Genomic DNA, 12,363 nt, shown 5'->3' with positions numbered 1-12,363 from the left:
AGAAAAGGATAGCGCGTGAGCGAGTCTTCAACACAAACTAATAATGCGCAGGACACAAGTGTAGTTTCTGCAAATACTAATAGTGCAAGTGCAAGTCTTGTTGCTGTTTCTGCTCGAGATGCATGGTATCCAACACATCAGCGTGACCAGTTCATTTTGCGTCAGCTGGTAAGTAAAGACTTCAAGCTCAAATATCGCCGTTCCATTTTGGGCGTTGTGTGGTCAGTTTTGAACCCACTTTTGATGATGACCGTTATGGCAGTTGTCTTTTCTACTTTTTTAGGCAACCGCGCCGAGGATGTTGTGAACTATCCTTTGTATCTTATTCTGGGTAACACAGCGTTTCAGCTGATGAACGATGCAACCACTATGGGAATGCGCTCAATTATTGATGCATCTAGCTTGCTTAAGAAGGTTCGCATCAATCGTGTTGTTTTCCCTGTTCAGAAAGTGCTTTTTGCGGTTGTAAACTATCTTTTCTCGCTCATTGCTGTTGGCATTGTTATGCTTGTCTTCCGCATTCCGCTGACAATTTATTCATTGCTCACACCTGTTGCTTTGCTGCTTCTGGCTTGTTTTTGCATCGGTCTTGCAATGCTTCTCTCGGCCCTTGCAGTCTTTTTTAGAGACGTTATTCACCTGTGGAGCGTTGTAACCACTGCCTGGATGTATGGTACACCGCTCTTTTACTCCGTTAATATCATGTCGCCTTGGATGCTTCAGATTGAGCGTTTTAATCCAATGTTCCACTTTGTAACATTTATTAGAGACTGCCTTCTTTTCCAGAAGTTTCCTGCAACAAGCACCATTTTAGGCTGCCTTGTTTCTGCAGTTCTTGCCCTCGTAATTGGCTATATCGTCTTCCATAAACTAGAGAAGAAATTTATTCTGCACATTTAACCGCAGATTATCTTTTTGAAATAACCTTATAGCAGAACGTTTCTGGATGACTACGAGTTTGTGTGAAGCCAAACATAACGCCTTTTGAGTTGAATGAATGGCTTTCCACCACTGCAACGCAGTTAAAATCTCCAAGCTCTAAATGTTGCTGGTCATCTTCAGTTGCCAGCTCAACACTGATGGTTCTTTTGCTCTTTAGAATTTTCATATGAAGCGTGTTTTCTAGGTATGCATAAATAGACGTTGATGCATCAGCAATGGTTAGATTTCCAACGGCAGATGCTAAAAGGTAGTCGTTGTCTATCTGGCGAGAAGATCCGTCGAGTTTACGGATTCGAACAATGTGGATAAGTTCTTCTCCTGCTTTAAAACCAGTTTGATGAGAAATACTGTCTGTGCAAGGAACGTGCTCAAAGACAATGACATTTGTTTCAGGTACAAGATTGTTTCTGTGGGCATATTCTTGAAAGGACTCAAGTCCTTCTAATGAGCCAATAACCTCACTTGGTTTTTTCTGCCAAATAACGCGTACGCCTCTACCGTGAATAGGCTGAAGAAAAGCTTCATCGGACAGAAGTGTGAGCGCACGTCGAACGGTGTTTCTGGAGCAGGAATATATCTTAGTAAGCTCCATCTCGGTTGGTAAATAGGACTCATACGCATATGTCCCGTCTAAGATCTTATTTTTTAAATCATGATAAATCGTATTAAACCGTGCGCTTGGCATATTATTTTCCTTAACGTGCTGTTGAAGGTTGGAGTTGCATGTTAAAATTGCTCTTGATTAGATAGTAGCTTTATAAAAATGAAAGTTACATAAAATGATTCCATTCATACCATTTACCGATAATTTCATACCGCTCAGAAGTAAGTTGTTTAAACAACTCGCTAGTACTAATATACTATTACTTTGTAGACGTAAGCAAAATTGTTTTGAACGTGTGTCAAAGCATGGCTTATGAAAATCATGAGAAGAGATGCAACCTAGCAAAGGGTTAGGAGCACTCTCTAAGGAGGAGTCTTATGTCCGGTATCAATCGTAGGCAGTTTGTCACCTTAAGTGCATCAGCTCTTTGCTCACTGGGTCTTGTTGCTTGTGGAGGAAATAACGACAAAAAGCAGGGAGGGTCTGATTCTGCAAACGGTTCAGTTTATTTCCTGAACTACAAGCCTGAGGCTGATCAGCAGTGGAAAGATCTTGCAGCTAAGTATACTGAGGAAACAAAGGTTCCTGTAAAGGTAGTAACTGCTGCTTCTGATACCTATGCACAGACATTCCAGTCTGAGATTAACAAGGACGCTTCTGTAGCTCCAACACTGTTCCAGACAAATGGTCCTTCTGGTCTTATTGGTGTAAAGGATTACTGTATTGACCTAAAGGGTGCCAAGATTCTGGATGAGCTCACCAATGACGCTCTTAAACTTCAGGAGGATGGCGTTGTCTACGGTGTTGACTATGTAGAGGAAGACTACGGCATTATCTACAACAAGAAGCTGCTTGAGAAGGCTGGCTATAAGGGAGACGACATCAAGGACTTTGCCTCACTGAAGAAGGTCGTTGAGGATATTCAGGCTCGCAAAGCAGAGCTTGGCGTAAAGGGCGCATTTACCAGTGCTGGCCTTGATTCCAGTTCTGACTGGCGTTTTACCACACACCTTGCAAATCTTCCTCTGTACTATGAGTTCAAGGATACTGGTAATCCTGAGGCTAAAGAAATTAAGGGAACGTATCTCCCTAACTACAAGCAGATTTTTGATCTCTATATCAACAATGCCACATGCAGCCCAACAGAGCTTTCTGGCAAGACTGGTGATGACGCTGTGGCAGAGTTTGTTAACGGCGACGCAGTCTTCTACCAGAACGGTACCTGGGCATACAATGACATCAAGAAGCTTGGTGACGATGCTCTTGGTATGATTCCAATTTATATTGGTGTTAAGGGTGAAGAGAAGCAGGGTATGTGCTCCGGCGGCGAGAACTATTGGTGCGTAAGCTCCAAGGCAGACGACGCTTCCCAGAAGGCAACGCTTGACTTTATCTATTGGTGCGTAACTTCTGATACAGCTACCACTGCAATTGCTGAGGAGATGGGCTTCACCATTCCATTCAAGAACGCAAAGGCAACTAAGAATGCTCTTGCAAACATTGCAGCTGAGTATGCAAAGAAGGGTAATGAGTCTGTTGCTTGGGACTTCATTTACATTCCTTCTCAGGAGTGGAAGAACAATCTCTCCAGTGCACTTAAGGGCTATGCAGCAGGAACAGAGGACTGGGATGCTGTTAAGTCTGCATTTGTTGACGGTTGGAAGACTGAAAAAGAGGCTAACGCATAGTAGTCCTTCTAGTAATGCTTTGATTGGTGAGAGACGAGAAGAGAGATCTCTCTTCTCGTCTCTTGTTATTGGAGGGTATCTCTATGGCTAAGATGTTGAAGCGGTGGTGGCCATTATTTGTTCTGCCTACTGCGCTATCTTTTTTGTTTGGCTTTATGATTCCGTTTGTGCAGGGATTTTATCTTTCGTTTTGTAAATTTATTACCATTAGCGATGCTAAACCAGTTGGTCTAGATAACTATGTAGCAGCGTTTTCTGACCCACAGTTTGCTAATGCTTTTTGGTATACCGCATTATTTGCATTAGTCTCAACAGTTCTTATTAATGTATTAGCGCTCGCAATTGCGCTTGCCTTAACTAGAAAAGACCTTAAGGGTACCAATTCATTTAGAACTGTCTTTTTTATGCCTAATCTTATTGGCGGCATTGTTCTGGGATACATCTGGAATATTTTGATTAACTGCGCGCTTTCTATTGTGGGCGAGCAGCTTCTTGCGCTTAATAGCACTGCTGGATTCTGGGGAATGATTCTTCTTACTCTTTGGCAGCAAGTTGGTTACATGATGATCATTTATATTGCTGGCCTGCAGTCTATCCCAAGTGATTATCTTGAAGCAGCGAGAGTTGATGGAGCAAATGCTTGGCAGACACTTTGGAAGGTAAAAATTCCAAACCTTATGTCTACCATTACTATTTGTCTTTTCTTGACGGTAACAAATGGCTTTAAATTATTTGATCAGAACTTAGCACTTACTGCAGGTGAGCCTAAGCACGCAACCGAAATGCTTGCTCTTAATATCTACAATACCTTCTACGCTCGACAGGGAGCAAAGTGGATGGGTATCGGCCAGGCTAAAGCTGTTATTTTCTGCATTCTAGTTATTTGTATTGTCATGATTCAGCTGAGAGCCACCAGGTCGAGGGAGGTGCAGCAATAATGAAGCGCGATAAAATCATTAATAAAATTCTTGCTGTATTCTTTACCATTCTTTCTCTTGCATGGATTTATCCAATGGTTATGATCTTGATGAATTCATTCAAAGAAGAAACAACTATTACTACATCCACGGCGTTTGATTTTGTTACATCAGAGAACTCTGCAGGCTTTGCTAACTACATTGCCGCTTTAGAAAAGCAAGGTTTCTTAGCAGCCTTTGGATATTCTCTAGTAATTACCATCACATCTGTAGCACTGATCTTGGTTTGCTGCTCAATGTGTGCATGGTTTATTGTTCGTGTAAAAAATCGCATTAGCAACATTTTGTACTACCTGTTTGTCTTCTCGATGGTAGTGCCTTTCCAGATGCTTATGTTCACGCTGTCCAATATGGCAAACACGCTTGGATTTAATACTCCTTTCAATATTTGCTTCATTTACTTGGGCTTTGGCGCTGGATTAGCAGTATTCATGTTTGCTGGATTTGTTAAGACCATTCCTCTTGAGATTGAGGAAGCTGCAACTATTGATGGTTGCAACCCACTTCAGACATTCTTCCATGTTGTTTTACCTATTATGAAGCCAACGTATATTTCTGTTGGTATTCTCGAAACCATGTGGGTCTGGAATGACTATTTGCTTCCATACCTCGTACTGGATAGAACCAAATACCAAACTATCCCAATTCTGATTCAGTACTTTAGAGGTGGATATGGACGCGTAGAGATGGGTCCAATGTTTGCCTGCATCATGATGGTTATTGTCCCAATTGTCATTATGTATTTGCTGTGCCAGCGCTACATCATCAATGGTGTCATTTCTGGCGCGGTAAAAGGCTAAATCTCAATGTATTGCAGCAAGCTATAGGCATTTCTGAAAGGTTTTTATCATGGCAGAAATCGTTTTAAAGAATATAAAAAAGATTTACCCAAATGAGAAGAAGAGCAAGTCTCTCTTTGGTAAGAAAACTGAGCAGAAAAAGAGCAACCTTGAGGTGACTGAAGAGGGTGTTGTCGCTGTTCAAGACTTCAATCTCACTATCAAGGAGCACGAGTTTGTGGTGCTTGTTGGTCCTTCGGGCTGCGGCAAATCTACTACGCTTCGCATGATTGCAGGCCTAGAAGATATTTCTGCTGGCGAGCTTTATATTGATGGAAAGCTTGTCAATGATGTTGCACCAAAAGATCGAGACATCGCAATGGTCTTCCAAAGCTATGCGCTGTATCCAAATATGACCGTTTATGACAACATGGCGTTCACCCTTAAGCTTAAGAAGGTTGACCCACAAGTAATTGATCAAAAAGTCCGTGCAGCTGCAGAAACATTAGGCATCACGGCATATCTTGATCGTAAGCCAAAGGCACTTTCCGGTGGTCAGCGTCAGCGTGTTGCAATTGGTCGTGCAATTGTTCGTGATCCAAAAGTCTTCTTGATGGATGAGCCACTTTCAAACCTTGACGCAAAGCTAAGAAACCAGATGCGTACAGAGATTATTAAGCTTCGTCAGAAGGTTGATGGAACCTTTGTCTATGTTACACATGACCAAACAGAGGCAATGACCTTGGGCGATCGCATTGTCATTATGAAGGATGGCTTTGTTCAGCAAATTGGAACACCACAAGAAGTGTTTAATAGACCGGCTAATCTCTTTGTTGCTGGTTTCATTGGCATGCCTCAAATGAATTTCTTTAACGCACATCTTATTCGCGTGGACAATGAGTTCCATGTGGAGACAGATAACATGTCATTTGAAATTTCTCCTGAGATGGCTAATCTGTTAGCGCAGTCTTGGGTTGCTGCACCAGCAACAGATGTCATTGTCGGCATTAGACCCGAGCAAATTTATTTGACTGAGCCAAATGGAATTGGCGCTTTTAAGGGCAATCTTGAGGTAAGCGAGCTTATGGGCTCTACTGTGCATCTTCATGTTCATACTGATGACGGCAACTTTGTTCTTATCGTTCCAGCAACTGAGTTTGCTAAACGAAACCTCAAAATTGGAGATGAAGTGTGGTTTAAATTTGAAGACAATGCTGTTCATCTCTTTGATAAGAATACACAGGATAATCTAGTTAAGTATTAAAGCTTTGTACTGGCTTATCTTGAAAAGATAAGCCAGTACTCTTTTTGTGAAAGAGGCAACTATGGGACGAGCAAGCGGAGTACTTATGGCCGTTTCTTCTCTTCCAAATTCATATGGGATTGGCACGTTTGGCAAAGAAGCCTACGATTTTATTGATTTTCTCGTCAGGACAAAACAAAGGTATTGGCAGGTTTTGCCTCTTACTACCACAAGTTATGGTGACTCTCCTTATCAGTCTTTTTCTGCTGCAGCGGGAAGTCCTTACTATATAGATTTAAAAAATCTTGAGAAACTTGGCTATTTAAAGTCAGATGACTTTGAAGATATTTCTTTTGGAACTAGCAATACTTGTGTTGATTATGGTGCACTTTTTGTAAATCATCGTCGTTTACTTAATCGTGCCTTTGATAGGTTTATGCAAGATGTTCCTGCTGATTTTGAGAAGTTCTGTCATGATCATGCAGAATGGCTTGATCCATATGCGGAGTTCATGTCTCTAAAGGAAGAGTTTGGACATAAAGCCTACTGGGAGTGGCCAGAACTTTATCAGCACAGAAACGAGACTACTGCAAAAGAAATTAAGAAACTGCAAAAGTCAGTTTTGTATCACAAGATGACTCAGTATTTCTTCTTTACTCAATGGGCAAAGGTTAAGACTTATGCCAATAAAAGGGGAGTACTTATAATTGGTGATCTTCCCATTTATGTCTCGCGCGATTCTGTTGAGATGTGGGCACAGCCAGAACTGTTTAAAACGGATGAAACAGGACGACCTATTACGGTTGCGGGCACTCCTGCTGATCAATTTTCTTCCACCGGTCAATATTGGGGAAATCCCATTTATAACTGGGAGTATATGAAGAAATCGCACTATTCATGGTGGGTTTGGCGTGTACAGACAAATCTTGAGATGTTTGATGTGCTTAGAATTGATCATTTTAGAGGTTTTGAAGCCTATTGGGAGATTCCTTACGGAGCTGCAAATGCTACAGAAGGCAAATGGACTAAAGGGCCAGATTTGGAGCTGTTTAAGGAACTGGAAAAGCAGCTGGGTAAGCTTCCAATCATTGCGGAAGACCTTGGCTTAATTACACCAGAGCTTATCGCCATGCGAGACAAAACTGGTTTCCCAGGAATGAAAATCTTGCAGTACGGATTTGATGGAAAGCATGATTCAAGAGATCTTCCTCACAATTACACTGCAAATTCCATTGCTTATGTGGGAACGCATGATAATCCAACTGCTCGTGGTTGGTATGAAACTCAGGCTACTGATAGAGAGCGTGAACAGGCAGATATTTACCTTCATCGCTCAAAAGATGAGCCAATTGGTGAGGCGCTTTCACGTGGAATTGCAGCTTCTGTGAGTGACACTTGTATTCACACCATGCAAGATCTTCTCGGCTTAGATGATTCTGCACGTATGAATGTTCCAGCCACTGTTGGAGGTAACTGGTGTTGGCGTATGAAGCAAGGAGCCATTACGCGTCACATAGAAGATTTTTTAAGAACTATTACTGAGATGTACTTCAGAGTGTACAAAGAGGAGAAGTAATGAACTTAGACACTTTGTCTCTTCAACAATTTAACCAACCTCTGTCTGAAATTACTGACAGGCAGGTTTTTGAATTACTGCTTCAAGTGGTTAAGAGTAAGTCAGAAGCTCTTCCGTTAAATAATGGTAAGAAGAGGCTCTATTACATCTCCGCTGAGTTTCTTATTGGCAAGCTGCTTTCAAATAACCTCATCAATCTGGGAATTTATAACGAGGTAAAAGCGCAGCTTTCTAAAGCAGGCCATTCGCTCGAAGACATCGAAGAGCTTGAAGTTGAGCCTTCACTTGGTAACGGTGGTCTTGGTCGATTGGCGGCATGCTTTATCGACTCCATGTCAACACTTGGTCTGCCAGGCGATGGTGTAGGCCTTAAGTATCATTTTGGACTCTTTCATCAGCAGTTTTTAGATAGACAGCAAACTGCCGTTCCAGATGCTTGGCTTGCTGATAATAGGTGGCTTGAAGACGAGAAGACATCATTTACCGTGGAATTTAGAGATTTCTCGGTGACATCTGAGCTCTATTCCATTGATGTTTTGGGATATGGCCGAACAAAGAAAAACAGACTTCGTTTGTTTGACCTGCAAAGTATTGATGAATCACTAGTTTCTGATGACGCTATTGATTTTGATAAGACTGCTTTAAAAAAGAATCTAACGCTCTTTTTGTATCCCGACGATTCGGACGAAGATGGTCAGCTTCTTCGTGTGTATCAGCAATATTTTATGGTTTCAAATGCTGCACAGTTGATTGTTAAAGAGGCGGTTGAGCGCGGCAGTAATGTTCATGACCTCGCTGACTATGTTGTGATTCAGATTAACGATACGCACCCCACAATGGTAATTCCAGAGCTTATTCGTATCTTGACTGAGAAATACGATATCTCGTTTGAAGAGTCTGTAGCCATTGTTTCTTCACTTGTCGCATATACAAATCATACAATTTTGGCAGAAGCTCTTGAAAAGTGGCCTCTTAAATTTATCGAGGAAGTATCTCCAAAGATTGCTTCAATTATCAAAAAACTTGACGAGCGTATCCGCAGTACCGTCGCTGATCCAAGTGTACAAGTCATCATTGATAAGAAAGTTCACATGGCTAACCTTGCCATTCATTACGGCTTTAGCATCAATGGCGTTGCAGCGCTTCATACTAAGATTTTGGAAGAGACAGAGCTCAAGTCATTCTTTGATTTGTACCCAGAGAAATTCTCTAACAAAACTAATGGAATCACTTTCCGTCGCTGGCTCATGGGTTGTAATCCCGAGCTTGCCGAGTATCTTGATGCGTTGATAGGAGATAGCTGGAGAACAACTGGTAATCTCGAGGGACTTTTAGAGTATCAGAATAACGATGAAGTTCTTAATAGGCTGCAAGAGATAAAGCATATAGCCAAAGATAGAATGAGCAAGTTTTTGCTGGACAATCAAGATACAAAAGTTAATGCCGACTCCATTATTGATGTCCAGGTGAAGCGTTTCCACGAATATAAGCGTCAGCAAATGCTATTGCTTTATTTGATTTGGAAATATTTTGATATTAAGTCTGGACACCTTCCAAAGCATCCTATTACTGTCATTTTTGGTGGTAAGGCTGCACCAGCATACGTGGCTGCTCAAGATATCATTCATGCAATTCTTGTTCTCTCATCTTTGATTGCAAACGATGCAGATGTTTCACCATATCTTCAGGTGATAATGATCGAGAATTACAACGTTACCGCCGCTGAGCACGTTATTCCAGCAGCAGATATCTCTGAGCAGATTTCACTGGCTTCCAAGGAGGCTTCTGGAACTTCCAACATGAAGTTCATGCTTAACGGCGCTGTTACCGTTTGCACAGTTGATGGTGCAAATGTAGAAATTGCCGACTTGGTAGGCAAGGAGAATATCTACGCGTTTGGTGCTTCAAGTGATGAGGTTGTAAGCCTTTATGAGCACAAAGGTTACAAAGCAAAAGAGTTTTATAAGAAACCCCAGATTAAACCACTCGTTGATTTCTTAATTAGCCCAGAGTTTATTTCTCTTGGAAATGAGGAGCGCCTAGAGCGTCTCCACAAAAACTTGTGCTCAAAAGACTGGTTTATGACGCTGCTTGATTTGGAAGCATACATTTCAACAAAAGAGCACGTGTTCGATGATTATGAGGATAGGAGAGCGTGGCTCCAGAAGTCTCTTGTAAATATTGCTATGGCAGGAACGTTCTCATCGGATAGGACTATTGCTGAATATAACAATGAGATTTGGCACCTTACTCCTGACAAGTAATGTAAGCAGTACAGACAAGTAAACCACTGCTTAAGCCTAAGCCAGCGGTCTAATGCAGTCTTAACGAGTAATCTAAGCGAGCGGCCTAGACAAGTAGTCTAGGCCGTTTGAATGTGTCCCTTTAGCGGTTTAATGTACGAAAATGATAATTGATATGTCCTCATCTGCACGAGAATGTATGAAATGAGCTATGGTATATGCATAAATATTCACCCTTCACGTTGAAAGAAGGATGTATGAACGGTACTTCTGTTAGAAGCGTAAGAAGCGCTTGGTTTTCTCGCTTTACGGTTTTAGCAATTTGCATGCTTTTTGTGGGCGCAATTCTGGCGTTTGCCCTTCCACGCACGGCATTTGCTGCTGATCCAACAGTTTATTCTGAAGATGTGGATGGTGCTCCGCTGGACGGAACACATACCTCGGCAAATCCATTCCCAGATTTTATCTCTGATGCCGAGATTCAGGCAGAGATTAATGCTCAGGCTGCCAAGCCGCGAGAGGACCGTACAGGTGTTATCGCGCGTTATTACTGGGTAAAGCCTGATGGCACTGCGCTCAAGCTGGACATGGATCCAACTAAATATTCCGTTGCGCAGATGATTGCTGAAGGCGGAGAAATTCGTGCGTACTACGTCCTTCTCGGCGATGCAGAGAATCTGATCAACTTCCCACAGAACGATCCAAATGGTTATGGCCTGCACAAGGTAGCTGTCTCGGCTCATGCTGCCGTTGATACCTACAAGCCAATGGATGCAACAGGTGCTCTTTCGGGTGGTGGTCCAAAGACCAATTTGATGTTTACTGTCAAGGTAAATGGCCAGTCCATCATGGGTGGTAATTCATATGAGGAGCCCGCTGCTGTATTTACTGCACCAGTTACAGCTCGTCAGTACATTGAGTTCTCCGCGCCATTGAACATCTCTGATAGGTCTTATCAGCTGGGAATTCAGGGTGGCATTAAGAAATCTTGGGGAGGCACTCACGCATACACCAAGCGTTATCCTGCGCGAGTTATTGATACCGCAACAGCTGTGTATCACTATGTCGATGACCTTGCGTACAGGCAGCTTAACGGCCTTGGCCTTAGTGACCCTATTGCACAAAGAAATGCTGGTCTTCCTATTTATGGTAACGGCGCAGTAAGCGTTCTTGGTCTTGATGATCTTGCTGCTACGTATACAACTTCTGCAGCGTTTGAGGATCGTCAGGTGTCTGCTCGTTACAACACAAAGGGTCATGTCGTGTATATGCCTGAGTATGCTGGCGTTACTGCAGATGACTCTGTTGCTGGCGGTAATAAATTTGAGACCGATCCATCAACCAACATGTTGCTGACTACTGTTCGCAAGTCAGTCGACGAGATCAAGGCTGCGGGACCTGGTGATTCTTACGTTTATATTGCAAACGATATCGACGTTCCAGAGGGAACATCTCTTGCAATTGGTACGTATAACTCTGGTCCTTGCGATAATTCCGTTTTGGCTCCTGGCTTCAATGCGGACGGTTCTGTAAACCGCACCAGGCAGTATTACCTCACGTATCGTGCAGTTCCATCTCCTTTAAAGCTTGTGAAGACTGACTCTGACGATGCTTCCAAGCCTGTTGCTGGTGCAACCTATAGCCTATACAAGGCTGATGGCACACTGGTTAAAGAGGGGCTTACTACTGGCGCAGACGGTACCTTTACATCCGGAGATGTTCTTACAAAGACTGAGCTGACTACATTGGTTCAGAACACTGCGGCAACTGCAGATTTGCTGACTAAGGGTATCTATCAGGATGGAGATAAATTCTATCTGACGCCAGGCGATTATTACCTGGTTGAGACTGCATCTCCAGAGGGATATGAACTCAATGCAAATCAGATTCCATTTACGGTAGCTCTTGCAACATTCAATGCTGCAGACCAGACCATTGTTCCTGTAGAAGTTACTACGGCAGATAAGCCAATCACTCCTACACCAACCCCAACGCCGGAGCCTAATCCAGAGCCAAAGCCTAAGACTCCTAAGAAAAAGAGGTCTAACCTGCCAGATACTGGCGATGCAATGTCCATTGCAAGCGCACTTGCAGCTGCAGGTATTATTGCTTCTGGTATTGCGTACTCTGTAAAGGTTCGTCGTTAGTTTTGACGTATAGATCACAAGTGCAAAGAAGGCTGTGCTTCGCACAGCCTTCTTTTTTGCTGGTAAAGCAGAGTGGGGTAGATGCTTAGTTGGGCGTTGGTCTGCGCAGTCTGTGTAATCAACGCTGTTTGAGGCAAAACATATCCTCAAGTGGTAAAAAATCC

The 12,363-nt window shown here is 42.7% G+C and carries 9 protein-coding genes; 8 read left to right on the top strand and 1 reads right to left on the bottom strand.

Going from position 1 to position 12,363, the window contains the following annotated elements; translation table 11 throughout:
- Window positions 1-15: 15 nt before the first annotated feature.
- A complete protein-coding gene (locus HMPREF1647_RS02240; RefSeq protein WP_035431710.1) occupies window positions 16-900 on the top strand; it encodes an ABC transporter permease in 885 nt (294 codons plus the stop codon).
- Window positions 901-907: 7 nt separating this feature from the next.
- Here the strand turns inward: HMPREF1647_RS02240 and HMPREF1647_RS02235 are convergent, their stop codons facing one another.
- Window positions 908-1,627 (bottom strand): GntR family transcriptional regulator, encoded by a 720-nt coding sequence (locus tag HMPREF1647_RS02235; protein WP_035431709.1) that lies wholly within the window; start codon window positions 1,625-1,627, stop codon window positions 908-910.
- Window positions 1,628-1,923: 296 nt separating this feature from the next.
- Here HMPREF1647_RS02235 and HMPREF1647_RS02230 point away from each other — a divergent pair, with 296 nt between their 5' ends.
- From HMPREF1647_RS02230 to HMPREF1647_RS02200, 7 genes are all read left to right on the top strand, one after another.
- The gene (locus HMPREF1647_RS02230; RefSeq protein ID WP_035431707.1) at window positions 1,924-3,234 is read left to right on the top strand and encodes an ABC transporter substrate-binding protein; all 1,311 of its coding nucleotides are present in this window, start codon (window positions 1,924-1,926) and stop codon (window positions 3,232-3,234) included.
- Window positions 3,235-3,317: 83 nt separating this feature from the next.
- Window positions 3,318-4,172, top strand: a complete 855-nt coding sequence (locus tag HMPREF1647_RS02225; protein ID WP_035428119.1) for a carbohydrate ABC transporter permease — start codon at window positions 3,318-3,320, stop codon at window positions 4,170-4,172.
- Window positions 4,172-5,011 (top strand): carbohydrate ABC transporter permease, encoded by an 840-nt coding sequence (locus HMPREF1647_RS02220; RefSeq protein WP_035431705.1) that lies wholly within the window; start codon window positions 4,172-4,174, stop codon window positions 5,009-5,011. Before HMPREF1647_RS02225 ends, HMPREF1647_RS02220 begins: the two co-directional genes overlap by 1 nt.
- Window positions 5,012-5,060: 49 nt before the next feature.
- Complete coding sequence (locus HMPREF1647_RS02215; protein WP_035431703.1) at window positions 5,061-6,254, top strand: ABC transporter ATP-binding protein; 1,194 nt, start codon at window positions 5,061-5,063, stop codon at window positions 6,252-6,254.
- A 61-nt stretch (window positions 6,255-6,315) separates the two neighbouring features.
- On the top strand, window positions 6,316-7,809 hold the full coding sequence (malQ, locus tag HMPREF1647_RS02210) for a 4-alpha-glucanotransferase (protein WP_035431701.1): 1,494 nt from the start codon (window positions 6,316-6,318) through the stop codon (window positions 7,807-7,809).
- Window positions 7,809-10,073, top strand: a complete 2,265-nt coding sequence (locus HMPREF1647_RS02205; RefSeq protein WP_035431699.1) for a glycogen/starch/alpha-glucan phosphorylase — start codon at window positions 7,809-7,811, stop codon at window positions 10,071-10,073. The genes malQ and HMPREF1647_RS02205 overlap by 1 nt, the downstream gene beginning before the upstream one ends.
- A gap of 236 nt (window positions 10,074-10,309) precedes the next feature.
- Window positions 10,310-12,199, top strand: coding sequence for a SpaA isopeptide-forming pilin-related protein (locus tag HMPREF1647_RS02200; RefSeq protein WP_035431697.1), 1,890 nt, complete (start codon window positions 10,310-10,312; stop codon window positions 12,197-12,199).
- Window positions 12,200-12,363 lie beyond the last annotated feature (164 nt).

The sequence above is a fragment of the Lancefieldella parvula DNF00906 genome (genome assembly GCF_000758945.1).
Classification (GTDB): Bacteria; Actinomycetota; Coriobacteriia; order Coriobacteriales; family Atopobiaceae; genus Lancefieldella; species Lancefieldella parvula_C.
This window is presented reverse-complemented; position numbering and strand designations above follow the sequence as displayed.

What these genes read in the sequence shown, in the direction of transcription:
- HMPREF1647_RS02235 (WP_035431709.1), bottom strand. Translation starts at nt 1,627, where the DNA reads ATGCCAAGCGCACGGTTTAATACGATTTATCATGATTTAAAAAATAAG.
- HMPREF1647_RS02230 (WP_035431707.1), top strand. Translation starts at nt 1,924, where the DNA reads ATGTCCGGTATCAATCGTAGGCAGTTTGTCACCTTAAGTGCATCAGCT.
- HMPREF1647_RS02225 (WP_035428119.1), top strand. Translation starts at nt 3,318, where the DNA reads ATGGCTAAGATGTTGAAGCGGTGGTGGCCATTATTTGTTCTGCCTACT.
- HMPREF1647_RS02220 (WP_035431705.1), top strand. Translation starts at nt 4,172, where the DNA reads ATGAAGCGCGATAAAATCATTAATAAAATTCTTGCTGTATTCTTTACC.
- HMPREF1647_RS02215 (WP_035431703.1), top strand. Translation starts at nt 5,061, where the DNA reads ATGGCAGAAATCGTTTTAAAGAATATAAAAAAGATTTACCCAAATGAG.
- malQ (WP_035431701.1), top strand. Translation starts at nt 6,316, where the DNA reads ATGGGACGAGCAAGCGGAGTACTTATGGCCGTTTCTTCTCTTCCAAAT.
- HMPREF1647_RS02205 (WP_035431699.1), top strand. Translation starts at nt 7,809, where the DNA reads ATGAACTTAGACACTTTGTCTCTTCAACAATTTAACCAACCTCTGTCT.
- HMPREF1647_RS02200 (WP_035431697.1), top strand. Translation starts at nt 10,310, where the DNA reads ATGAACGGTACTTCTGTTAGAAGCGTAAGAAGCGCTTGGTTTTCTCGC.